The organism is Acidihalobacter prosperus, assembly GCF_000754095.2.
GTDB lineage: Bacteria > Pseudomonadota > Gammaproteobacteria > DSM-5130 > Acidihalobacteraceae > Acidihalobacter > Acidihalobacter prosperus.
In genome coordinates, this window is the sequence record NZ_JQSG02000001.1 from 409,590 (window position 1) to 434,120 (window position 24,531).

Genomic DNA, 24,531 nt, shown 5'->3' on the forward strand with positions numbered 1-24,531 from the left:
CCGCGTGCCGGGATGTGTCGTCGTCATGTCCCAGTCACGATCCGCGCCTATCATTCCAGCCCCGTCAGGCAGGGCGGTCTGGCCCGATTCAACACAGAGGGGGCGTGCATGTACAAGACTCGGATATTGGGAGGACTCGGCCGCGCGGCATTGGCGGCATCGTTATGGGTGTCGATCGTCGGTGACGCGCAGGCCGCGGGAAGGGTGCAGGTCACCTTCTGGCATGCGATGGGCGGCAAGCTCGGCGAAGTGGTCGAGCATTTGGTCGACGAATACAACGCGTCGCAGCACGCCTACAGGGTTGTGCCCGTGTACAAGGGCAACTACAAAGACACCTTCCTCGGCGCCATCGCCGCGCTGCGCGCGCATAACCCACCGGATATCGTGCAGATATACGATGTCGGCACAGGCACCATGATGGCAGCCAAAGGTGCCTATGTACCCGTGTATCGCCTGATGCAGGAAAACGGCGTTGCATTCTCGACCAAGGCCTTCATCGGCGGGGCTGCCAGCTATTATGCGAATACGCGCGGCGAACTGGTTTCGATGCCATTCAACAGCTCCACGCCGGTACTCTTCTACAATCGATCGATGTTCGCCAAGGCGGGCGTCGAGCCGCCCAGAACCTGGGCCGAAATGGGCGAGGTGGGGCAGAAACTGCGCACGGCAGGCGATGCCTGCGGTTTTACGATTGGCTGGCCGGCCTGGACCCAGTTCGAACAGTTTTCGGTATGGAACGGACTGCGCTATGCAACACAGGACAACGGCTATCGCTCCGTCCACGAGGTGCGCCTGTTGATCGATAGCCCGGCCTACGAGAAACACCTTGCCCGCCTGGGCGCGTGGAGCAAGAACGGCATATTCGAGTATGGCGGCGCCGAATCCAAGGGGCGCTCGCTATTCATCGGCGGGCATTGCGCGATGTATATCGGCTCGTCTGGCTCGCTCGCGGCAATCAAGAATGGTGCGCAATTCCCTTACGGCATTGCGCCAATGCCGTATCAGGAAGGACTCAAGAGCGCTCCGCAGAATACGGTTGTCGGAGGTGCCTCATTGTGGGTGATGGCAGGTCAGCCGAAGTCGCATTATCGTGCCGTTGCCAGTTTCCTCGCTTTCATGATGTCGTCCAAGGCGCAAACCTACTGGGCAAGCCATACCGGCTACGTTCCCGTGACGGTGGCCGGTTACAAGGCGCTTGAGACCGATGGTTTCTATCAGCGTGAGCCAGGTGCGAAGGTCGCCATCGAGGAACTTACCTATCGTGCGCCAAAGGCCTGGACCATGGGTATACGGCTTGGATTCATGCCTCAGATCCGGCAGATCGAGCGCGACCAGATGGAGGCGGTGTTTACCGGTCGCACCAGCGCGCACCAGGCGCTTGCGACCATTGTCAAAAAGGGTGACGTGCTGCTGAAGCAGTTCGGCGATACGTATCGCTGAGTTCCGACATCGCGTCCGGAGTGTGGGCACCCGCGATTGGGTCGCGGGTGCCCACCTCGCCACAGACAGACCATCAACTCGATATCCATGAGCCGTACCGAGCCAGGCATATTCCCGAATCGCTGGTTGCCATACGTACTGCTGGCACCGCAACTTCTGGTCACCCTGGTGTTTTTCGTTTGGCCAAGCGCGGAAGCCTTGATCGATTCGTTTTATCAGGTGGGGATTTTCGGCATCCAACGGCATTTTGTCGGCCTTGATAATTTTGCTGTTCTGTTGGCCGACGGTGGCTTCGTGCATTCATTTTGGGTGACCCTGATCTACGCTGGATCGACCGCGTTGCTGGCCATGTCACTCGGCCTTCTGTTTGCCGTGCTCGCAGATGGGGTTCTTCGAGGCCGACAGCTCTATCGTCTGCTGTTCCTGTGGCCCTACGCGGTCGCGCCGGCGATTGCGGCGGTGTTATGGATGTTTTTGTTTGCCCCTCAGACGGGCCTGGGCAGCCGGGTTTTGATAGCACTGGGTGTGCACTGGAATTACGCGATGAACGGCACCCAGGCGATGTTGCTGGTGATTGCCCTCACGGTGTGGCAACAACTCGCTTACAACTTTCTTTTTTTCACGGCCGGTTTGCAAGCCATCCCCCCGACCCTGTTGGAAGCTGCCACATTGGATGGCGCAGGCCCATTCATGCGTTTCCGGGATATTGTGTTCCCGCTGCTGGCGCCGACCACCTTCTTTTTGCTGGTCATGAACACGCTATTCGTGTTTTTCGACACCTTTTCGATCATAGATCTCGTTACCGGCGGCGGCCCCGCCGGTGCGACCGAGACACTGGTCTACAAGGTCTACAGGGACGGCTTCCAGAATCTCAATCTGGGTTCGGCGGCCGCACAGTCGATATTGCTCATGATCATGGTAAGCACACTCACGGCGATCCAGTTCCGATTGATCGAACGCAGGGTGCATTACCGATGAGATCCGCAGGCCATTGGCTCAGGCACCTCGTGCTGCTATGTGGCGCACTGTGGCTGTTGTTGCCGATCTACGTCGCCATCGTTGCGGCAAGCCATGACGCACGCGATTTGCTCGGCAATTTCCCCTGGTTGCCCGGCCACCGGTTGTTCGCCAATCTTCACCATATACTGTTCGAAGGGCTGCCAAGCGCCATACCGGTATGGCGCATGCTGCTCAACAGCCTGCTGATGGCGCTGGGGATTAGCCTCGGCAAATTGGTTATTTCCATTCTGTCCGCCTATGCCATCGTATATTTTCGTTTTCCCGGCAGAATGATCGCCTTCTGGCTAATTTTCGTGACGCTGATGCTACCTGTCGAGGTCCGTTTCTTCCCGACCTACCGGATTGCTGCCGATCTCCATTTGCTCAATAGCTATGCAGGCTTGATTCTGCCGTTGATCGCGTCGGCAACCGCAACATTTCTGTTTCGTCAGTTCTTTATGACGCTGCCCCAGGATCTGGTCGATGCTTCGCGGCTGGACGGGGCCGGGCCGATGCGCTTTTTCTTCGATATGGCATTGCCGCTATCTCGCACGAATATCGCTGCACTGTTCGTGCTGGAGTTCGTGTACGGGTGGAACCAATATTTGTGGCCGTTATTGACGACCACGCACCCGGGGTACGAAACCGTGGTGATGGGTATGCAGGGCGTGATCAGCGCAGCCAACGGTTTTGCCGTGCCGCAATGGAATCAGGTCATGACCGTCGCATTGCTGGCCTTAGTGCCACCCGTTCTGGTGGTTCTGATGATGCAGCGCGTTTTCATCAAGGGTTTTACGGAAACAGGCAAATAGCGATGGCGAGCGTCAATCTCAAGGGACTGAGCAAATATTTTGGCGAAAGTCGAATAATCGAATCGCTCGATCTGGACGTGCTCGACGGGGAGTTTCTCGTGATCGTGGGACCATCCGGATGCGGCAAGAGCACGCTGCTGCGGATTTTGGCAGGTCTCGACGTCCCTACCGCAGGGGATATCGATATCGGCGGTCGGCGTGTGAACGACCTGGATCCGCGCAGACGCGATATCGCCATGGTGTTCCAGAGTTATGCGCTGTACCCGCATATGAGCGTTTACAAAAACATGGCTTACGGACTCAAGCTGCGTGGTCTATCCAGGCCTGCCATCGCCCAACGCGTGGACTGGGTCGCAAAGCTGCTGGGTCTTGAAGCGCTGCTTTCGCGCAAACCGCGTGAATTGTCAGGCGGACAGCGCCAACGTGTCGCGATGGGGCGTGCGATCGTACGCGAGCCTGAAGTGTTTCTGTTCGACGAACCGCTTTCCAATCTGGATGCCCAATTGCGCGCGCAGGTTCGCCTCGATATCAAGCGGCTGCACCAGCAGATCGGCACCACTACGCTTTATGTAACCCATGACCAGATCGAAGCGATGACGCTTGCCCACCGGATCGTGGTGATGAATCAAGGACGGGTGGAACAAATCGGGACGCCGGTGGAAATCTACGAGCGCCCGGCCAGCACGTTCGTGGCCGGTTTTCTGGGCAGCCCGCCCATGAATCTCCTGCGTGCCAGCCTGGACGGAGAAGGGCGGCGGATACGGCTCAAAGGTGGCGCCGAGCTGGGTTTGACACAGCCGATATCCGTATCCGGGGCTGAGGTCTGGCTGGGGGTTCGTCCGGAGGATATGGAGCCGATCGAGGCCAACCAGGCGGGATTGACGTTCGCGCTGGAATTATACGAGCCGCTTGGCGGGGAGACCTTGCTGCACGGTACGCTGGATACGCAGCCAGTGACGGTGCGTATGCGTGAATTCGATGCGCACACCGTGTCGGCGTGTATGCGATTCAGAGCCAAGCGCTGGCACCTGTTCGCTGCCGACGGCAGACGTTTGGAGGCATCGCCGGTACCGATACCCTAATTCGGGCCACCGTGGTCCATTCGGCGCATCAATGCCCGACAGGAATCTGATCCGCAAGCCAGAAGGCGAGCCCGCCCCAGGAGATGACCCAGACGATCGCGCCGAGGGAGCTCCACAGCGCGAACGAGCGGAAACGCATTTCCGCGCTGCCTGCAACATACCCCTGAAGTTGTCTCAGCGGCACCACGAATCGACCGCCTGCGACAACTGCAGGCCCGAAACGGGTGAAAAAGCGATGTGCCTTTTCCCAGCGAGGCGGGGTTACGCCGACAAACCGCCCGTATCGGATCACGAAGGGGTGTCCGTAACGGTCGCCCAGCCACCAGGCGAGATAACTGCCTAGCGTGGTCGCGATGATTGCAGCCACCGCCGATGGCAACGGCGGGAGCACGCCTCGACCGGCCAAAAAACCAGCGGCCACGACCATGGATTCGCCCGGTGCGAAGACCAGTCCCATGTTCTCGATGAACAGGATACCAACCAACGCGACGAGGCCGTATTCATGCAGGACCGGGGCGACGGCCTGAATCAGCGGGTGGATGTACTGAATGAAGAAATGGACGATGGCGTGCATGCGTTGCCCGGTAGGCATCGGGTGGTCGGGTGTCACGGCGGAGGGCAGTCTCGTCGCCCCGTGCGGAAGTCCGTACGGGTACCGCATCGCGCCGCCGCGCAACGGTATGACGCCTGGCTTGGGTCGGCTGCCGGCCGTGGAAGCCTGCATCGTATGCAGACTCAGGGCGCCTCAGCCCGCCTTGTCGCTGACGGGCAAGAAGGGAAATTGGTGGGCGGAGGACTATCAAACAAAACGCATAACCAATTGATTTTTAGATCAATCAATCAGTCTTCGTTGAGATGTTGCCCCCAAAGTTGCCCCTTGCTCATGAAGTCTTCCACCCTGTGAACGACGAGCATATCACTGATTACGTGTTAGCTGAGCCATCCTGGGATCATAGACGATATCAGTAATGGACCCATCCCGAATATGCTGAACCGCTTCATCAATCACATGGAGTGGCACAAGAAACCATTCTCTCGGCTTTACTGGATTGCCAAAGCGATCTTCGATGGTCAATTCGAGCTGCGCAGCGCCGAATAGGCGATGGAAGATGTTTTCCAGGCGGGTGCGGTTTACATTGTGGAGCTTGTAGGTGGCGACCACCTCCACTCCTGCCAACAGGTAGGTGGAATCCTTTTCTGCATGTGCTATGCGTGTTTCCACCTTGCCACCAGTAACTCCGATCTTGTGTATCAGGTCTCGATGTTCTGTGATGAATGGATGCTCGGATAAGCTACGCAGCACATAGATGGTTCCGGTTTCAACGTCATCGGGCTCGACCACATCGCCAAACAATGGCCCCATATCCGGAGCAGGGGTCAGGCGGCGACCAGTCTCGTCTTTGTAGAGAGCGCGTTGGAGTGAGCGGCGCAACAAGTTGCTTTCTGTGCCATTGGAGTAGATAACACGAAGGCGTGCATCGCTTGCACCATTTGGAGCCTTGATGGTTTCTCCAACATGGGCCACGTAGGCAAGCTGTCCGCCCAAAATGAAGAAGTCCCCGCTGACGATGCTGGCATTACGTCCGAACCGCAATGTTTTGCGGATGCCAGAATTAAGTTCCCGCTCTACTTGCTCGAATAACGGCTGGAACTGGTCGAAGTCCTCACATGGTATGCGGTCAGCCACTTCTTCCGCCGCGCGCCGTTCAGTGTATGAGCGCACATGACGCAACACAGTGAGGTCATTTTGCTCAGTGGGCCCATCGTCAATGCCTAGTTCGGCCAGCAGGGCATCCTCGTCCAGATCCTCAACCTCGACGGGGGGCGTGGCCGCACCCACGAGTAGACCAGGAGCATCGATCTCTGCTAGCAAGGCCTGCGCTTCCGGCAATTTGCGTATCTGATCCAGGCGCACGGCATATAAACGCTCGAAGATGTCGCGGTTCTCTCCATGCATCGGTGGGCGGCCGTGCGTTTCGTAGAAGCGAAGGACGTCCTCGAAACCTGCGAGGATGCGTTCCTCTCGCGGCGTACGACTGATGGTCTTGATGGGTGTGATTTCCACACCCAAGGCTTCAAGCAGCTCGTCATCGTTCATTTCGATCATGCCTCACGCACAACTTATGACAACTGTATTGATTCGGCTGACTCATCGCTTTCATCAATGGGGTAGTGGTAAGTGAAATAGCTTTCAGCCTCACGTTCCGCTTGACTAGAAATTTTTGAATTAGAAGGAAAAACACCATTTGGCATGTGCTTATTTAAAATGGCAGTTTTTTTTCTCTGTAATTTCAAACACGCTTTATTTATTTGCTTGTTTGACATGCTTCCATCAGAAACGGATTGCCATTCGTCTTCGGCGTCAATAAATAAGTATTCAAAATCACGCAAAATTGACGAATAAATTTTCAATCTATCTCTATAAGGTAAGTGCGGATAAATAGCATAAAGCACTTGGGAAGCCGCTATAATAGCACCCCAAATCCAAGCCCACTCTTGCCAGATCACCCATGCACCAATACTCGTGCTCGAAGTTATTGCAAAGGTTATTTTTGTCCAGCGCTCACTACGCTCAGCACGTAACAGTAGTTTTTGAATGAAAAGAGTTTGAACTTTTAACTGATGTAGCTCCCTCCAAAAACGTGGCTGTGACATGTTTATACCTTTTGCAATTGTTGTACTAATTTCGCTCAGTACATAACTGGATGATGGATTAGTGTCAAAGACTAGAAATAGGTTGGCCCTGTTAATTCGGGGGGCGATAATTGTTATTCCTTTTTGGGCTCAACGACTTTTGGCATGGGCGGGGTTCCATTAGGCGTTGGCAGCCCCTTATTTCCGGACTGCATTGCCTGCGCACGATAACGTGCCAACGCGGCTATTCCTTCGGCCATGCGCTTTTCCCAAGCATCAGGTGAATTGATGTCGGGCAAGCGTTCCCGTTCACGTTTGAACTGTAATGCCCGCTTCGCTAGCTCGCGGGCCTCATCTTCTGGAATGCTAACTCGTTTAGCGGCAATGCTGGCCTGCACCTGGCGCAGCGATTTTTCATTCATCGTTTTTGCGAGCACTGCATATGCAGCATCGAAAGGATTGATGCGGTCGATCAGATCGATATCCAGGTCGCGCACATTGACGAATCTCCGGACGCCATCCAGTAAGGCTGTACTGCCTTGGGTCGTACCATTGGCATCAGCCTGGGCCAGCGCTAGCTTGGCTTGCTGCGTTACATTCATGGCAGCGATAGCGTGCTGACGGATTGCTTCCTGGTCTTCCTCGCTCAGATCGGGGTAACGCTCGCGTACGATCTTGCCCATATGCAACTGCGTCAGCTCTTCGGGCAGGGTATTTTCCTTGTCGAACAACCCCCGCTCTAATACGGTCTTTTCCCGTAAAAAACTGGTCACGACTTCATTCAGATCTTCTTTGCAGATCCGTGTTGCCTCCGGGCTTTGCGGGGTTGATAGCCCATTGATTTCAACATGAATCTGCCCGGTGTCCTTGTTTACACCGATGTTATGCCCGTCATCCTGGTAGCCTTCTTCGCCATAATCGAACCCTTCTTTTGGCCCGGTATTTTTAGGTGTGAACTCGTAACGAGGTGCCAGCACCTGCTCCATCAACAAGCTAGCCGAGATGGCTTTGAGCATGTCGTTAACTGCTTCGGTTACGGCAGTTTGCTCGGCTGTCGGTTCGGCGATCAGATTGGTGAAGCGGGCACGCTCTTTACCTTCGGCATCACGAGTTGCTCGGCCGATAATCTGCACGATTTCGGTCAGACTACTTCGGTAGCCGATGGTCAATGCATGCTCGCACCAGATCCAATCGAAGCCCTCTTTCGCCATGCCTAGCGCAATGATCACATCCACATGATCACGGTTTTCTTTCTGCGAGGGATCTTTCAGTGCAGACAATACACGCGTACGCCTGGCCGGATCGCTGTCGTCCACCAAATCCGCCACCTTTAACGTTTGCCCCGCTGGCGTTTGTACCAAATGGAAGCCCGTGGACGAGTCAACACCTTTCCACTCACCCAAGGAATTCATGATTTCGTTTACTTCTCGCTCTTTGTCTTGCAGGCTCTCACGCGAGTTGACGCTGGGGATATGCACGATGGTTTTTAGTGCCGGATCTAAGACCTTTTCTACCGCATCTACATAGCGCCCGGTGTAGAAGAAGTAGCCAATATCCAGAGATTTTAGCCAGCGGTAACCGTTGAGTTGTTCGTAATAGGTGTATGTCACCGTTTCGAACCGAGCCTCATCCTCGGGTGCTAGCACAGCGACACTGTCCCCGCGAAAATAGGAGCCAGTCATGGCCACTAGGTGGACCTTGTCGCGAGCAATAAAAGTACCCAGTTGGTTGCCAAGCTTATTGTCCGCATGGCTTGAAACATGATGAAATTCGTCAACGGCGATCAAGCGATTATCGAAGGCTTCTACGCCTAACTCTTCGACCGCAAAGCGGAAGGTAGCATGGGTGCAGACAAGTACCTGCTCTCCGCTTGCCAGAAATGTGCGCACGGCATCGACCTTGGACTTGGCTACCCGCGGTTCGTCCACGCCTGGGGCGTTGCAGAGGTTCCATTGCGGACTGACCTGCCAGTCCCAGTAGAAACCGAACTGCGTCAGTGACTCGTCGGCAAAGCTGCCGCCGATGGAACGCTCGGGCACAACAATGATTGCTTGCTGCAAACCCTGATTGTGGAGCTTGTCTAACGCGATGAACATCAGTGCACGGGACTTACCCGATGCAGGGGGCGCTTTGATCAACAGATACTGTTCACCACGCTTAGCGTAGGCACGCTCTTGCATCGGCCGCATACCCAGTGCGTTGGCATGGGTTGAAGCGCCAGTACGCGCTGTGTTGATGGATACCGACGGTACGGTGTAGGCATTGGTGGGATTGGTATTTTGATCGCTCACGCTTTCTTCCTTTTCTTCACTGCCGCCAGAGGTTGTCCCTTCACCGTCGTCATTTTTGTATATAGATCGAACAGTTTTTCCAACCGTTCGGTATCGTTTCGGAATCGGCGGCCAATATAGATGCGTTCCAATACTTCGTCATTGCGTTTATGGGCGTGACGCAGGTTATCGGGCATTTTTTCTGGGTCATAAAGATCGGCGATCGTGGCCGGAAAATGCGCCTCTCTGGCGAGAAGAATGTTTTCCGCGCAAGTGGTTAGATCTGCTTTATTCTGCTCAGTGAGTAGTGGTACCGGGAAGGTGTTCCAGCCAAGGGTATTAGAATAACGGAAGTCGGTTTTCATCTTCCCGCAGACAGTGCCAATCCAGATTAGATGCAGACGAGAAGCAATGAGTGCCATGTTCCATAAAGGAGCATCGTAAAGAGCAAAGGCAAGGTTGCTGACAACGGATCTGTTATCAAGCAACCCAACAGGTAGGTATTCGCGGCCTTCTGAGGAAACACCAGGCAGAATTAAAGTGTGATGTGTTGCATGATTCATCTCGCGAAATTGATGGGCCCGCTTAGCCATATCTCTTGTGCCTGAATCTTTACTCGCTTCCCTCATGCTCTTTACGCTATCAATTCGCTCCCGTATGGCTCTTATTCCCATCGCCCTAGGTAAAGCCTCATCAGTAATCCAAAGGCAGTAACGAACCAATCCACGGATGAATTCAGCCGAGCCATAGATCCGGCGTAGAAATTGATCCGATTCAGGGGGAGACAAGCTCAGCAACGGAATTTCTTCCGCAGAGAGTAAAAGATTCCCACCATCAACCGGCATGTTTCCAAAGGACATTTCAGTTAGTCCTGATACGCTACTCCGTTGTCCGTGAACTACGATGTTTTCGCCGATAGTTAGATAAGGAGTGATGTTTGCTGCTTCTCGAACTATAAGTTCTCCATCTGCGGATGAGTCATACAGACGTCTTTTCTTTGAAGTTTCAGTCGATAGACCAACTATTGCTACTGTGACACCGGCATTCTTACTAGCAAGATTTGCCCATTTGAATGATGTGTGAGCAAAACGTATGAATGAACCCACCTCAAATATTTTTGGCCACAACAACGGTACAATTCTTCCCTGACAAACTGAGTTGGTACTAACAAAAGCTGATTCTGCTTTTGTTACCGCAGAAAAGGCCGCTGCTTTCATGAACCAACCGCCAACATAATCTATTTGCTTGGATGAAATTCCATAGGGATTAAATACGGATTCGAGGTCGGCTTTTTGATCTTTTGTCTGCGTCTGACTCCCTTTATATGGCGGATTTCCGCAAATATAAATTTCTCCTCCTTCGTTATCGAAGTTGATTTCAGTTTGCTTAACAGGTGCTCCAAACAAGTCGTCAGTCACAAGTTTGACACCCGTGCGGTGAACGTCCATAAGACTCAACCAATCCAAGCGCAGAGCATTGTCGCAGATGATCCAGTTCTGGGAGTTTAGCGGCAGAACCTCCGCCAGAGCATCCTGCTGGCCTCGATAGAGCACATCGCATTGGAACTCAGCAATTATCAGTGCCAGACGCGCTATTTCAGCAGGAAAGTCGCGCAGTTCGATGCCTCGGAAATTAGTTAGCGGAATGTCACTTCCCAGGTGGGCCTCGTCCCGGCGGCGGTTTATTTCGGCCTCGATCGCACGCATCTGCTTGTAGGCGATCACTAGAAAATTGCCCGAACCACATGCAGGGTCGAAAACGCGAATGCGCGCCATGCGTTTGCGCAAATTGAGCAGCTTGGCCTTGTTGTCGCCAGCCGCTTCCAGTTGCTCGCGTAAGTCATCGAGGAAGAGAGGGTTCAACACCTTCAATATGTTTGGCACGCTGGTGTAGTGCATGCCCAGAGCACCGCGTTCTTCATCGTCGGCCACGGCCTGGATCATGCTGCCGAAGATATCCGGGTTGATCTCCTTCCAGTTCAGATTTCCAGCATGCAGCAGATACGTGCGCGCCATGCGCGTGAAGCGCGGAACCTCCGTGCTGCCCGAAAACAGGCCGCCGTTCACATAAGGAAACTGATCGGCCCAACTCGGTAACCGGGGTCGGGTGTCGGTACGCTCTTCGATCTTGACGTTCATGGCGCGGAAGATTTCGGATAGCACCTGATGGGTATTAGAGCCGTCGCGTTCGCCCATTTGCTCAACGGTGCGGGTGAACAGTCCTTCGCCGTTGAATATGTCAGTGTCTTCGGCAAAGAAGCAAAACACCAGACGCGCCATGAAATGGTTCATGTCGTGGCGACGCTCTTCTGTCGCCCAATCAGGGTTTTCTCGTAGTAACTCGACATAGAGCTTGTTCAAGCGACCAGTCGCGCGAACGTCAATAGGGTTGTCTTTGATCTCCTTAATGGTGGAGATGCCCGCCAAGGCCAGGAAGAAACCGAAGTGGTCAGGAAAGTCTGCATAGTCGCAGGCGATAGTTTCCCCGCTTGCCATTTCTTCGGCTTCAAGTGTTTGCCCGTCAGTCGCTAGAATGAACTTCGCCTTGGCTTTGGTGGTGGCCGCGCTGCCGTGCAATGCTTTAAGGGTATCGCCCACATTGCCGGGCTCACACACGGCAATATGTATGTTGTTGCGTTGGAGCACGGCTCCGGGCACATCAGACGCGTTGTTGTTGCCCGTGCGCAGGCGTTTGAGCGTCGTTTCCTTGTTGCCGAAGGCAGCCAGGAAGGCGAATGGGAATTCAGCCGCGTCGAAGGTTTGAAGGGCCAGTTCCGATAATGCTGATTCGATTTCTACTGCGTTCATGGGGTTACTAGTCTTTGTGACGTTGTCAGGCAATGCGCAACGGAGCGCTAGCGACAGCTGTGGAATGCCTCCATACCATGCCGCATGGCAAGCCCGCTGAGGCTGGGCGATAGCCGAGCTACAAAGGGTACCATGCGGCCAGCGACGCGCGGGGCGATGTTCCGCGCAAGCACCGCACCTGGGAACGCACCGGCCCCAATCCGGTCGCTTCCAGGCAGGGGGGAGCCGACTGACGCTGGCGGCCCCAGACGCCAGAGGTCCGCCCACGGACCGGCAGTTAGTCGGGGGGCGCAGCCCCGGCGTCCCAAGCCGGAGGCGCGGGAAACCCGCCCAAGTCGAGCACCGTGAAGACCGAGGCAAAGCCGAAGCCACCTGCGTGTCCAGCGCAGGCGGTTGGGCGGGTTTCCCGCGCGTTGAGCAGTGCGCGGTAGCGCATTGCGAAAGGCGAGGGACGCCCCGACGTTCAGAGCGCGGGCATCGTCCAGATGCCAGAATGTCCGGCTGGTCGTTCAGACCAGGCATAGGACATGGCGTTCTTTGAAAAAATGTGGCTGTTCGCCTTTCCCATTCGGCCCCAGGCGACGTGCCCAACGAACTGGCTTAGTCGCTATACATGGTATGCAACCATGTGGGACAAGCCAATGAATAAGCACGATGGGCGAGTGATTGCCCAAGAGAATGAATTGCGTGTGTTACGCGCTCTCAACCGATTCGGTTGGCTGCGTACACGCGACCTTGCCGCTCTTCTATGGCAGCGCTGGTCACAGCAGCCACGCGAAGCACCGGACCTGAAACCCGCTCAACCGACTGCGAGCGGGTTACGTATGTCACAAAGGACCTTGCGCCGCTTGCGTGGCAAACGCCGCGTACTGAGCGCCAGAGCCCCAGACGGCAGCACAATCTATGCGCTTTCAGAAGCCGGAGCCCGTTCATTAAACCAACTAGGGATCGCGGCAGCCACAGGTAAAGACTTGCTGCGTAGTTTCAGTACTGCTCATTTCCGTCATCGTTGCATTGCCAACGAGATTGCTTTGGGATCCATAATCAAGGGTTTTCGTGTTTCAACGGAACGAGAGATCGCCCGTGGGTTATGGCTCGGTGGGGAAGAGGGCATTGCGGGGAAAAAACCCGATACGCTGTTGCGGGCTGACGGTAAGGTATGGTGGATTGAGGTTGAACGCAGCCGGAAGAATGCAAAGGATTATTCGCGGTTGTTAAGATGGCTTGACGTTGTTAAGCGTGACGCTAGTCAAAACGGTCCGTCTTCCTTGCTTGGGCAGGAGAATCGATGGGGTAACGTCATGTTCGTGTGCACCCTCAGTTTCGAGACGAAGCTGTGTCGTGATCTCGGAAAGCGGGGCTGGACAAAAGAGCAGATTTATAGGCACATTTCGTTCAATAATTCGCTATATAACTTCAAGGACATCATATTTAGCTAACAAAGGGCATGGGGGAACGGCTTGGGTCAGTGCCGCCCGTCAGACCACTTAAACAGTATGGCTAAAATACAGCCATACGCCCGCCGGACGCGTCACTGGCCTCGGCGGGTTTTTTATTTGTGGCACTTTATTAAACATGCCTCTGAACCATTCTCAGCAACAAAGCTCTAACTCGTTGTGAAAAATGGAGAAAGGAGCCCTGAGATGAAAGCTGAAGCGATGAACCTCGTGCAATGGCAAGCGCGGTTTGGCACGGAAGAGGCCTGCTTGGAGGCGCTGAAACAAAAGCGCTGGCCCGAGGGGTTTCAATGCCCCAAGTGCGGGCATGACCGCGGATACTGGATCGCTGGACGAAAACTCTTTCAGTGCGGGCACTGTCGCCATCAGACCTCGGTGACGGCCGGAACGATTTTTCATTCGTCCAATGTGCCCCTGGTGCAATGGTTCCTGGCCATCTATTTGATGGCGAGCGACAAGGGCGGACTGTCGGCCCTGCGGCTGTCGAAGCAGATTGGGGTCTCCTGGATCACGGCTCACCGGATGTTGCGCCGCATGCGCCGCGCCATGGGCGATCGCGACAGCTTGTATCGCTTGGAAGGGCTGGTGGAGTTGGACGATGCCTTTGTCGGTGGACGCCGGTCTGGCGGGAAGAGCGGTCGAGGGGCCGAAGGCAAGACACCGATCCTGGTTGCCGTGGAAAACCGGGGCAAGAAGGCGGGCTTTATTGCCATAGAGACGACGCCTTCGGTCTCTGCCGACCGGATTCGCGAATTCGCGCGGCGACGCTTGCGCCCCAAGCAACCTACCCGTACCGACGGCTTGATAGCGCTGCGGGTTCTCGGAGAGAGCCAGGAGCATGAGGGGCGCGTGACCAAATCGCAACAGGTGGACGAATGGTTGCCGTGGGTACACATCGCCATTGGTAACCTCAAGGCCTTTCTTTTGGGCACATTCCATGGGGTATCCGGCAAATATCTGCAGGAATATCTGAACGAATTCGTCTATCGCTTCAATCGCCGTTTCTGGGAGCCAGAACTGCCGTTGAGGCTGCTCAATGCCTGTATGGACCATCTGCCCGTCCGACTTGTTGCTGAGAAAGATTAATAGGCATGTTATTAAAATGAAATATGAGGCATTATGCCTAAATGATAGGATTATTCTACCTAACTATTATCTCGCGAACCGGGTCTAAGGCGATGCTGGTATCGATCTGGTAGCGCCGCCAATAGTCTATCAAAAAACATTAAATTCAAAAAATTAACTTAGAATATAATTCGCCTGCCGCATTTGGCGGGCAGGGCGCTGTTATCTGATATGGTTTTTGTCTCATTAGATGATGTTCCATTAAACCATTAGATCATTTTTCATGCGGCGATAATAAGTTGCGCGACTCACCCCCATAGAAACCCATGGCTTTCCACTAAGTGTTGTTGTCGCAGGACGCCCACCACGCTTGCCTCTGGCGGACTGAATAGCAGAAAAACGACTCTCGTTGAAGTGCTGCCAAGTCCACTTAGCGACACTTTTTGCAGTTGCTTTGACCTCATTATTAGGCAGAGGAATATCGAACACATTCAGATTTTCTGCTTGCGCGAAAACTGCGCGATGCCATTCTGACACTGTGGCCTCATTCCGCTTGTATTCTCTAACCCATTGATATGCCCAAGCCCTGAGTTCATCGAACATAGTACAGTTTCGCCCAAGGCCAAGCGTTTCGCGTTGAGCATTATGCTTGGGGAGATCCACCCACTCAGCCAACTCATTTAGATCGTAAAGATGATGAACCCATATTGACCGCCAATTATCGTGATAGGGATTTTTAGCGATGAGCCCAGCGTAGCCTGGATCAGCGCGCAGCTTAGCCAAGAAGGCTGCTTGCAGGGCGGCAGCGTAACGAATCGGCGCATCACGTGCGGCTTCACTCGTTACGACGGGTGTTTCCAATCCATAGAACAGGTGAGCGTGAGCGTTCTGCGGATTGATGACCGTCATCGTCGGCGGGGGAAGATTGGCATGCTCCCAAGCGAAGGCGGCACCGGGATAGTCTAGATCAAAGACCAGCCAGGCGACTGATAAAGGCGCGTTTGGCTGAATGTAGCGGTGTTCCATTGCGTCAATTGCTGGGCGAATCAGTAAACCTTGGCTCAACTCATTCGAGCAATATGGTCGACGCGGAAGTCGACTTTCAAATATTGTATGGATATTCATCGGGGCTTTTTTGCCCCGGCCGCGCGTTACCTCATTAGTGTCCTCTCGTATTCAGTCCCCGATATCTCCTCAATTTCGCATGCCGGGGTCCTCCTGTTTAGTTGTTATGGGATAATGTATAGCTACTAGATTGATGATCTGAGCACATTTAGTAACGGACCTTTCCGGCCTTGTATGCTGCTGGATCTGCCATCCATTTTTTGATTTCAATGGTTGGCCACGCCGTGGTTTTTTCTGACAGCTTTACTGGTTGAGGGAATGTGCCAGCTTTAACATGCCTCCAAAGTGTTGCTCTGGAAAATGGAAGCAAACCAATGCAGTTCTTTTGTATGTCACCAACCAACTGTTTTTCACGAAGAAATGCTGATTCTTCTAATAGTTGTTGTCGTTTATCTTTCATCTGTTAACCGTCATGTTTGTTTGGTTTCTTGTTCTGTTGAAAAGCATTATGTCAAAGAACAAAAATATGCTGTCCCAACAAACATGACTGTAAAGGTGGGTTTAGTGGGATGAGAGGATGTTGCGTATAGTTTTCTTATTAATCCTCATTCCTACTAACGATATAAGCTCATAAATACTGCCGGCAACATGCGTTTGCGACGATTTCCCACAATAGTGATCGAGAGTAACCTTTAAATGTAAAATCAGCGGGACCATCTCTTTTTCGCGAGCCCCCGGCTTATTACCATAATTTCGATTAGCAATGCATTCAAGCGCCTTGATCGCGCAATCCAGCGAGCGCTGCAATTCAAGAATATGCAGTTTTGGATATTCCAGGTTTTCAATTGACCCATCTAGTGAATAGAAATCATACGCATGTCGAAGCTGCGCCGGTATAGTGCGTGCCTTTGGCTCTTCAGATTGGATCTCAGAAAAAATAGCATTTAGAGTCGGCCCCAGCTCGGGTAGGTGGAGTAGGTCATCAAGAGAAGACAAAACGGATTTTGTATTAATTATGACGCCGTCAAGTGAAATTCTCTTTCTGATCTCTGTCTGCAATTTCCTGTAATTTTCTAATTCTGAAAAATGATCTAGATATACGGCGAGGTCATGAACCACAGCGTCATTTTCTGTCCACTCGTAGTCCTCGCTCAGATCAGTATCTAGGATTTTGTCAATTAATGACTTTATGCGGTCTGAATGTTCAGAGTTCATTAGTTTTTCACTTTGTCTAAACTGGTGGGCCATATTTGGGTCTTACTAGCTACTTTCCCTTTCCTCCCTTAATCTATCCAAATAGTCCGACCATGCCTGCATCATTTCCCGCCTACCTTCAAGATGCGCCGTTCTGTTGTATGCGCGACCGTTGGGATCACGCACTGCATGTGCGAGTTGATGCTCAATCCAGTCAACGCGAAAGCCTAGCTTCTCATCAAGTACGGTTCGAGCCATGGCGCGGAACCCGTGTCCAGTTATATCGTTCTTGGTTGAATACCCCATTCTGCGTAATGCCTTGTTGATGGTGTTGTCTGATATCGGATTTCTTGGTCCCCTCCCACTGAAAACGTAGATACCGCCACCCGTAAGCGGTCTAAGTTCGGAGAGAATTTCGAGGACTTGTGAGGAGAGGGGGACGACGTGATCCTGGCGCGTTTTCATCCGATTAGCAGGTATATCCCAACGTGCAGCATTCAAATCAAACTCTTTCCATTCAGCCAGGCGTAGTTCACTTGGTCTTAAAAAAACATGCGGAAGCATCCGAAGCGCAGCTTTGACTTGTAAGCTGCCCCGGTATGCATACATGTCCCGAAGTAGGGGGCCAATCTTCTCTGGATCGGTGATGCTTGCGAAGTGTTCGGGCTTCCAGGGGGTTAGTGCACCTTTAAGGTCAGAGGTTACGTCACGTTCAGCTCGACCTGTTGCAACTGCATATCGAAAGACCTGCCCACAGTTTTGTTTCGCTCTGTGAGCAGTCTCGACTACTCGCTCTTCAATCCGACGCAATACAGTCAGTAGTTCCTGAGGCTTGATGTCGGCTATGGCACGTCGGCCTATCCATGGGAATACATCGCGCTCGAAGCGACGCATGACCTTATTCGAATGATTTTTAGATTTGGTGGTCTGCCACTTCGCAAACCATTCCCGCGCTACTACCTCGAATGTGTTTCCATTTGACTCAACTTTGGCAAGCCTGGTGGCTTTACGATGCGCGCTCGGATCGACACCAGTGGCGACTAGCTTTCTGGCCTCATCCCGGCGGTCACGAGCCAGTGCTAGGCTAATCTCGGGATATACGCCAAGAGAGAGGCGTTTTTCCCTGCCATCGTAGCGGTATTTGAAGCGCCACCATTTGCCGCCAGAAGGAGCAACTTCGAGATAGAGGCCTTTCTCGTCGGAGATTTTGTAAGCTTTGTCTTTGGGTTTGGCCTGCTTGATTCTGATGTCATTTAGCGGCATTTGGGGGCAACTCCTTGGGCGCTTGGAGAGTTGCCCTCAATGTTGCCCCCAGTTGCCCCAAGATGACAAGGGACTACATGAGGCAACGTGAGACAAAGAAAAAGCCGCATAGCTAGTAACTATGCGGCTTTTGAGACGCCAAGAGATGGCGTGAGACTGTTTGATGGTGGAGCGGAGGAGGATCGAACTCCCGACCTTCGCATTGCGAACGCGACGCTCTCCCAGCTGAGCTACCGCCCCATCAAGGTCGCGCATTGTAATGCCAAATTCGGGCGGTGACTAGCCCCATGGCGGGACAGCGCGCAATCCGATACTGTGGCGGGCACTCATGAAGGCGCGCCTGTCCGGCCTCAAGAATGACCGTTGCGGCGCCGATATCCTGGGCAGGGTCTACGGGGCCGCAAGGCGCGTAAACCGCACGATCAATCATAACAATAGCGCGCGATTGCGCGACGGCTGAGGAGAACGACGCGATCATGCATTTCATCCGGGAAAGCATCCGCAACAAACTGATTTTGATCACGGGCCTGGCGACCGCGATGCTGCTCGCGGCTTCCGTCTATGGCCTGTGGGTTTCCTGGTCGGGCAGCGAAGCGGTCCGACAGCAGCTGTCCGGCGTTCAGACGATCGATACGACGGGTGTCCAGCATCTGCTGCAGGTGGCCGGCAGCATGCGTTGGCACATCGAATTGAGTTTTTGGCTGATGGGGCTGGCCGTGGCCATTTCCTTCGTGTGGTTCATGGCAGTACTCGAGGCGACCATCGTGCGGCCGGCGAGAGTCCTGGTGGGCGATCTCGAGCGTATGGCCAGTGGCGATTTCACCCGGCCGGTGACGTCGCGCACCCGGGATGAGCTGGGTCGCATCGCAGGTGCGGCGGCCAGCGTGCAGTCGGCGCTAGGCGATATCATCCGCCAGATGCGCAGCGCCGGCGACGAGGTTTGCCGTTCGGTGATCGATCTCAAGGGCATCACCGAAAGCACCAACGATGAATTGTCCAGGCAGGACGCGGAGACGGGCCAAGTGGCCGCCGCGATGAATCAGATGGCCGCCACCAGTCAGGAAGTGTCGCGCAGCGCCATGGAGACCGCCGACGCCACGCACAGCGCGCAGGAACTGTCGCACCAGGGCGCGCTGGCATCAACCACCGCGATTACCAGCATCGATATGCTGAGCCAGCGTGTGGTGAAGGCCACTGAGGTGATCCAGCGGGTCGAATCGCAGACCGAGGACATCAGCAAGATCCTTGAGGTGATCACCCTGATCACGGAGCAGACCAACCTACTTGCACTCAATGCGGCCATCGAGGCCGCCCGAGCCGGGGAACAGGGGCGCGGTTTTGCGGTGGTGGCCGACGAGGTGCGTTCGCTCGCGAACCGTACGCAGTCATCGACTGCCGAGATCCAGGGCATGATCGAGCGTCTGCAGGGTGGAGCCAGGGAAGCGGTCTCGGTGATGGAAGGGGTGCGGGAGGAAGCCGGCAACAGCGAGGGGCAGGTGGAAGCCGCCGCGATCTCCTTGGCCGAGATAGCTGAAGCGATCAAGACCATCGACCGGATGTCGACGCAGATCGCGACGGCGGCCGAAGAGCAGAGCGCCGTCGCGGAGGAGGTCAATCGAAGCCTGAGTTCGATCAGCGAGGGCACCCGCGTCGCCCGTGCCAGCGCCGGGAATGCGGCCGAGCAGAGTGCCAGGCTGGAGGATCTGGCCGGTCAGGTGCGCAAGGCCATCTCGCGCTTCAGGCTGGACTGATCAGAGGCTCAAACGCTTGAACAGCCGCTCCGGGATCTGGCGGATGATCCACAGGATGCCGAACCAGAACCAGGGCGTGTAGATCACGTCGCGGCGGCGCCTCAGGCCGCGCATGATGTCGGACGCCACCGCTTCCGGCGAGGCCACCAGAAACAGTCCGGGCAGGCCATAGGTCATCGCGGTGTCGACGAAACCCGGCTTGACGGTCATCACGTGAACGCCGGCGCGGTAGAGGCGATTGCGCAGACCTTGCAGGTAGAGTGCGAAACCGCCTTTGGACGCGCCGTAGATGTAGTTGCTCTGGCGGCCGCGGTCGCCGGCGACCGAACCGATGCCCACGATGAAACCGCCACCCTTGGCCTCCAGCCTGCGTGCGCATCGATTGAGAAATAGAGCGGGGGCGGTGAAGTTGACCGCGAAGACCCGAGCGGCCAGATCGTCATCCTCGCGCGCCTGTGGCCAGTCGCCCAGTAGACCGCTGGCCATCACCACACCACCGAATCCGCCCAGGGTTTCATCCGCTGCCGCGAGCAGATTTTCGTGGCTGTTCGTGTCGGCAATATCGTGAGAGCCGAAAGCGGTCCGCACGCCAAAGCGCACATGGAGATCGGCGGCAAGACGGGCCAGTTCGTCGGCATCGCGGGCCGCGAGATAAAGGTCGTGGCCAGCCGCGGCGAGTGCGCGCGCAAGAGCGCGGGCGATCGCGGAGGTGGCGCCGATGATCAGTACGGGTTCAGTCATCGGGGATACTCAACCGCCGGGCCAGCGCGGAAACGAAACGGTTTTCAGGATCCAGGCGACGCTTGACCTGCAGCCATTCGCGATAGCGCGGGTACATGCTGCGGAATCGATCGCCGTCGAGACAGGCATCCTTGGCGAGATAGACGCGGCCGCCATGTGCCAAGGTGATGGCATCGAGTTCGGCGCACAGGTGCAGTGCTTGTTCGCCAAAAAGGGGCAAGTCCATGGCCAGGGTGTAGCCGGCGCGCGCAAACCCCAGTGGGGCCGGCCCGGCCTTGCCCATACGTTTGAGAACGGCGAGGAAAGGCGAGAGACCGGCGCTTTGCAGGCGCGCCAGCAATGCGCGCAGGCCGTTGTCTGCGGTGTCATCCGGCAGCACGCACTGGTACTGCACGAAGCCGCTCCGGCCGTAGAGACGATGCCAGTTGCCGAGCGTATCCAGCGGGTAGAAGAAGCGACGGTAGTCGAGCAGGCGGGCTTCCGTGCCGCCACGCAGGTTTGCGCGGTAATACAGCGCGTTGAAGGCGGAGACGGTATGGCGGTTGAGCAGTCCGCGGGGCAGATCGAAGGGGAGGGATCTGACGGCTCTTGCCGGCGGACTGAGCGCATGCCTCCGCCATGCGGCCGGTAGGCTTTCCAGGGGGGCGTGGTGTCCGCGCATGAGAATGCCGCGGCCGCCGCGCAGGCAGTCGATCCAGGCCACGGTGTAGTCATCGTCGTACTCGGGGTCGGCCAGCCGGGCCATCAAGGTCTGCAGGTCGCGCGCAGGATGGTGACGCGTTTCGATGTAGCCGGTTTCCACGCGCTTGAGGCGCAGGGCGACTTCGCCGATCAGGCCGGTGAGTCCCATGCCTCCGGTGGTGGCGTGGAATTCGTCCGGCGTTTTCGTGCGGTCCAGCCAGTGGGCCTGCCCATGTGCGTCGATCAGGCTCAGGCCGTCCACGTACGCGGAAAAGCTGCCTTCATGATGATGATTCTTGCCGTGCACATCGCTGGCCACGCAGCCGCCGAGGGTGACGTGGCGCGTGCCCGGCGTCACGGACGGGAACCAACCCTGTGGTAACAGGCATTCAATCAGGGCCTGCAGGGTGAGCCCGGCTTCGGCGCGCAACAGCCCGCTTCGCGGGTCGAAGTCGAGGATGCGATCGAGCCGGAGCATATCCACCACCCGTCCGTCGCCGTCAAGGGCGGCATCGCCGTAGCTGCGGCCACAGCCGCGCGCGATCAGGGGCGTGTCGTCGGCAAGCACCACCTTCTCGAGCAGGCGATAGCGCTCGGGACGGAGCACCGGTGCCTCGCGTCGAGGGTATTGTGCCCAGCCGGTCAGTGTCTGGATGCTCTGTGCGCTCGTCATCGACTGTCGAAATAGCGTTGGGTAAAAGGGCAGGACCCGACGGGCAGCCAGCCGGGAAAGTGATAATAGCGTTCGCGTATCTGCGTCAGTATCGTGCGCCGGTAGGCCGGGTAGCGGAAGCCGTCTCCGAGGATCAGGCTGATCGGCGCACCGTCGATCTCCACGACGCGTTTTTCGACGTGTGCGAAGTAGGGGGCATAAACCGAGGCTGGCAGATTGTTGGTGCTGATCAGGAGTACGTTGCGTCCGTTCCAGTGCATGAAATCGGTCAGCACGTCGTCCTCGCGGCCGTGATCCGAGCCGCTGCCGAAGACGGCGAAATGACGGCCGGTGTGATACTCCAGTATGGCCGCGGAGGCATAGCCGCGCGTGGCCAGATGACGTCCCTTGGCATACGGCTCCGCGGCCTGCCAGATACGCTCGGTCTGCGTGCCGAGGACGACCATGGGGTAGTTCTTGCCGGTAAAGCGCAGGTCATGCACGGGCAGGGCGAGCAGGGTGCCTAGGAGCAACACATGCAACAGCGAGAACACGGTCATGAAGCGCAGGCTTTGGCGATGCGAGCGCCCGTCGGCGAGCGCGCCGAAGAGTACGAAGACGAAGGGATAGAAGCCCAGCAGCCAATGCAGCCCGATCACGTTCTTGAACGACAGCAGCCCGAACAGCAGCAAGGGGACGCCCGCGAACACGGCAAACCCGCCGACCAGCGGCTCGCGGATGCGCGCAAGCAGCGCGACCCGTGCGCGAAAGAGTCCCAGCAGCAGCGGCGGGGTGATCAGGTAGAGCAGGGTCAACAGGTACAGCGGTGGCCCGGAGGGTGTGAATCCCTTGTGGGTACGGTTGGACAGATTGAACAGGAAGTTGTCCCAACAGTGCTCGTAGTTCCAATAGAGGTTGATCGCGAACAGCGCCGCGCTGATGGCGACGATCAGGAGCAGACCGATGAAAGCCTTGGCGCGGCGATCGATCAGCAGCCAGTACGCCGCAATGGCGATGGCCATCAGGCCCTCGAAGTATTTCGAGAGCATGCCGAGGCCGACGGCCACGCCTGCCAGGGCGTAGTCGCGCAGGTGTCCGTTCAGACTGGCGCGGTAGCAGGCCCAGCCGCTCAGGAAAATGAACAGGATCACCGGCGTGTCGGTGGTGATGAATACGTTGTAGAGGCTGACCGGGGAGATCAGGAACAAGGTCGCGGTCCAGTAGGCCATGGGGCCCGTGCGCGGACGCAGGATACGCATGATGCCCCAGGCCATGACGGGGCTGAGCAGTATGGCCGGCATGCGCAGCCACCATTCGGCTTTGCCGAGTGCGAGTAGGGCGGTGAGCCACCAGCCGACCATCGGAGGATGGTCGTAATAGCCCAGTGCGGGATGCATGCCCCAGACCACGAAATAGGCCTCGTCGCCGGTCATCGGCAGGACCGCGGCGAACAGAACCCTTAGAATGAGCGTCCCCGCCAAGGCGGCATAAAACACCCGGCGCGCCGACGGCGTTGCCGGATCATTCAGACCATGGATTCCATCGCCGGACATGCGTGCATACATCAGACTGCTTCGACCCCATCAGTGGACCAAAAACCTGTTCGTGTTCACTGGCATCGTGTTTTCTCACCGCTGGGGCGAGGCGGGCCTATGGTATCAGGTCATTTCTGCCGCAGTGGCGTTTTCGTTGGCATCCAGCGGGATTTACGCGATCAACGATGTGGCCGACCGGGAGCAGGATCGCGCCCATCCGCGCAAGCGCCGGCGGCCCGTGGCCAGCGGTGCGGTTTCGCCGTTGCAGGCGCTGATCGTCGGTGCGGGCTGTCTGGCGCTGGCACTGGCACTGGTGGCGCAGGTGTCACTGGTCGCATTCTGGCTGCTGACGGCCTACATCCTCATGAACGGCGCCTATTCGTTCCGCCTCAAGCATGTCGTCGTGCTCGATATTTTCATCATCGCCGCCGGCTTCATGTTGCGTCTGCTGGTCGGCACGGAAGGTGTGGGCATCGAGCCCTCGCGTTGGCTGTTGCTGTGCGGTTTCATGCTGACCCTGTTCCTCGGGGCGGCCAAGCGCCGGGCCGAGCTGATGGAGATCGCCGGCCGCGACGAGGAGTCGGCCGGTCGGCACCATGGCCAGCGCCGTGTGCTTGACGACTACACGCCGGCGCTGCTGGATTTGATCCTCGGCATTACCGCGACCGCCAGCATCATCACCTACGGGCTCTACACCATGAGTCCCGAGGTCATCCGTATCCAGGGTACCGCCAATCTGATCTACAGCCTGCCTCTCGTAATCTACGCGCTGTTCCGTTATCTGTACCGGCTCTATGGCCATGGCAGCGGCGGCGACCCGTCCACCGACTTGTTCCGCGATCCCCACCTGCTGGCGGTTGGGCTGTTGTGGGTCGTCGTCACGCTGGCACTGCTGAGTTGAATGCCGTCCGGCACCAAAGATACGCGCGGCGAATCTTCGGCGCGCCACTTTGGTGCAATAAGTGTCACTCAAGGCGGTGGATTGCTCGAATCCTGCCGGTTTTCAGGTTTGGCACGGTCTCTGCATTACTACGACCAGGATCAAAGTTATGCCTTGATCCTGGTCGACTCCTCCTGCTTCTG

Annotated in this window: 20 protein-coding genes and 1 tRNA gene; 8 read left to right on the forward strand and 13 right to left on the reverse strand. The window is 56.1% G+C overall.

Annotation, left to right across the window (positions count from 1 at the left end; all coding sequences use genetic code 11):
• Positions 1-108 precede the first annotated feature (108 nt).
• The 4 genes from ugpB to THPRO_RS02025 all read left to right on the forward strand — a co-directional run bounded on the left by ugpB (position 109) and on the right by THPRO_RS02025 (position 4,333).
• A complete protein-coding gene (gene ugpB / locus THPRO_RS02010; protein ID WP_065089133.1) occupies positions 109-1,440 on the forward strand; it encodes a sn-glycerol-3-phosphate ABC transporter substrate-binding protein UgpB in 1,332 nt (443 codons plus the stop codon).
• Between the two features lie 87 nt (positions 1,441-1,527).
• Complete coding sequence (ugpA, locus tag THPRO_RS02015; RefSeq protein WP_038091997.1) at positions 1,528-2,418, forward strand: sn-glycerol-3-phosphate ABC transporter permease UgpA; 891 nt, start codon at positions 1,528-1,530, stop codon at positions 2,416-2,418.
• Positions 2,415-3,251: a sn-glycerol-3-phosphate ABC transporter permease UgpE gene (gene ugpE / locus THPRO_RS02020; protein ID WP_038092004.1), complete on the forward strand. Its 837-nt coding sequence runs from the start codon at positions 2,415-2,417 to the stop codon at positions 3,249-3,251. Before ugpA ends, ugpE begins: the two co-directional genes overlap by 4 nt.
• Complete coding sequence (locus THPRO_RS02025) at positions 3,143-4,333, forward strand: ABC transporter ATP-binding protein (protein WP_201786912.1); 1,191 nt, start codon at positions 3,143-3,145, stop codon at positions 4,331-4,333. Before ugpE ends, THPRO_RS02025 begins: the two co-directional genes overlap by 109 nt.
• Positions 4,334-4,361: 28 nt before the next feature.
• On the opposite strand, the gene THPRO_RS02030 is transcribed toward THPRO_RS02025, so the two are convergent.
• The 5 genes from THPRO_RS02030 to THPRO_RS02045 form a co-directional block, all read right to left on the reverse strand.
• Positions 4,362-4,907 (reverse strand): DedA family protein, encoded by a 546-nt coding sequence (locus tag THPRO_RS02030; RefSeq protein WP_201786913.1) that lies wholly within the window; start codon positions 4,905-4,907, stop codon positions 4,362-4,364.
• A gap of 342 nt (positions 4,908-5,249) precedes the next feature.
• Positions 5,250-6,440, reverse strand: a complete 1,191-nt coding sequence (locus THPRO_RS02035) for a GIY-YIG nuclease family protein (protein WP_038092010.1) — start codon at positions 6,438-6,440, stop codon at positions 5,250-5,252.
• Positions 6,441-6,454: 14 nt separating this feature from the next.
• Positions 6,455-6,988, reverse strand: coding sequence for a hypothetical protein (locus THPRO_RS16555; protein WP_145930660.1), 534 nt, complete (start codon positions 6,986-6,988; stop codon positions 6,455-6,457).
• A 113-nt stretch (positions 6,989-7,101) separates the two neighbouring features.
• Positions 7,102-9,258: a DEAD/DEAH box helicase gene (locus THPRO_RS02040; RefSeq protein ID WP_065089134.1), complete on the reverse strand. Its 2,157-nt coding sequence runs from the start codon at positions 9,256-9,258 to the stop codon at positions 7,102-7,104.
• Complete coding sequence (locus tag THPRO_RS02045; protein ID WP_038092012.1) at positions 9,255-12,044, reverse strand: class I SAM-dependent DNA methyltransferase; 2,790 nt, start codon at positions 12,042-12,044, stop codon at positions 9,255-9,257. Before THPRO_RS02045 ends, THPRO_RS02040 begins: the two co-directional genes overlap by 4 nt.
• Positions 12,045-12,571: 527 nt before the next feature.
• Here THPRO_RS02045 and THPRO_RS02050 point away from each other — a divergent pair.
• On the forward strand, positions 12,572-13,483 hold the full coding sequence (locus THPRO_RS02050; protein WP_201786914.1) for a hypothetical protein: 912 nt from the start codon (positions 12,572-12,574) through the stop codon (positions 13,481-13,483).
• Positions 13,484-13,687: 204 nt separating this feature from the next.
• Positions 13,688-14,587, forward strand: a complete 900-nt coding sequence (locus THPRO_RS02055; protein WP_038092014.1) for an IS1595-like element ISAcpr1 family transposase — start codon at positions 13,688-13,690, stop codon at positions 14,585-14,587.
• A gap of 240 nt (positions 14,588-14,827) precedes the next feature.
• Here THPRO_RS02055 and THPRO_RS16160 read toward each other — a convergent pair whose 3' ends face one another.
• The 5 genes from THPRO_RS16160 to THPRO_RS02060 all read right to left on the reverse strand — a co-directional run bounded on the left by THPRO_RS16160 (position 14,828) and on the right by THPRO_RS02060 (position 18,328).
• Positions 14,828-15,691, reverse strand: a complete 864-nt coding sequence (locus tag THPRO_RS16160) for a replication initiation protein (protein WP_082954367.1) — start codon at positions 15,689-15,691, stop codon at positions 14,828-14,830.
• A gap of 148 nt (positions 15,692-15,839) precedes the next feature.
• Positions 15,840-16,091 carry a helix-turn-helix transcriptional regulator gene (locus THPRO_RS16165; protein ID WP_082954368.1) on the reverse strand — a complete coding sequence of 84 codons (252 nt, stop codon included), beginning with the start codon at positions 16,089-16,091 and terminating at the stop codon, positions 15,840-15,842.
• A 101-nt stretch (positions 16,092-16,192) separates the two neighbouring features.
• Positions 16,193-16,846: a hypothetical protein gene (locus THPRO_RS16560; protein ID WP_145930661.1), complete on the reverse strand. Its 654-nt coding sequence runs from the start codon at positions 16,844-16,846 to the stop codon at positions 16,193-16,195.
• A 45-nt stretch (positions 16,847-16,891) separates the two neighbouring features.
• Positions 16,892-18,088 carry a tyrosine-type recombinase/integrase gene (locus tag THPRO_RS16170; protein WP_082954369.1) on the reverse strand — a complete coding sequence of 399 codons (1,197 nt, stop codon included), beginning with the start codon at positions 18,086-18,088 and terminating at the stop codon, positions 16,892-16,894.
• 164 nt (positions 18,089-18,252) lie between these two features.
• Positions 18,253-18,328: transfer RNA gene (locus THPRO_RS02060), tRNA-Ala, on the reverse strand.
• Between the two features lie 236 nt (positions 18,329-18,564).
• On the opposite strand from THPRO_RS02060, the gene THPRO_RS02065 reads away from it, so the two are divergent.
• Positions 18,565-19,839 carry a methyl-accepting chemotaxis protein gene (locus tag THPRO_RS02065; RefSeq protein ID WP_052064559.1) on the forward strand — a complete coding sequence of 425 codons (1,275 nt, stop codon included), beginning with the start codon at positions 18,565-18,567 and terminating at the stop codon, positions 19,837-19,839.
• Here THPRO_RS02065 and THPRO_RS02070 read toward each other — a convergent pair whose 3' ends face one another.
• Genes THPRO_RS02070 through THPRO_RS02080 form a run of 3 tightly spaced genes read right to left on the reverse strand, consistent with a single transcriptional unit; the run spans position 19,840 to position 23,466 of the window.
• Positions 19,840-20,580 carry an SDR family oxidoreductase gene (locus tag THPRO_RS02070; protein ID WP_065089135.1) on the reverse strand — a complete coding sequence of 247 codons (741 nt, stop codon included), beginning with the start codon at positions 20,578-20,580 and terminating at the stop codon, positions 19,840-19,842.
• On the reverse strand, positions 20,573-21,934 hold the full coding sequence (locus THPRO_RS02075) for an FAD-binding oxidoreductase (protein WP_038092017.1): 1,362 nt from the start codon (positions 21,932-21,934) through the stop codon (positions 20,573-20,575). Before THPRO_RS02075 ends, THPRO_RS02070 begins: the two co-directional genes overlap by 8 nt.
• Positions 21,931-23,466, reverse strand: coding sequence for a glycosyltransferase family 39 protein (locus THPRO_RS02080; RefSeq protein ID WP_161489917.1), 1,536 nt, complete (start codon positions 23,464-23,466; stop codon positions 21,931-21,933). The genes THPRO_RS02075 and THPRO_RS02080 overlap by 4 nt, the downstream gene beginning before the upstream one ends.
• Here THPRO_RS02080 and THPRO_RS02085 point away from each other — a divergent pair.
• Positions 23,465-24,349: a decaprenyl-phosphate phosphoribosyltransferase gene (locus tag THPRO_RS02085; RefSeq protein WP_065089136.1), complete on the forward strand. Its 885-nt coding sequence runs from the start codon at positions 23,465-23,467 to the stop codon at positions 24,347-24,349. The two genes, THPRO_RS02080 and THPRO_RS02085, sit on opposite strands and share 2 nt — an antisense overlap.
• Positions 24,350-24,531 lie beyond the last annotated feature (182 nt).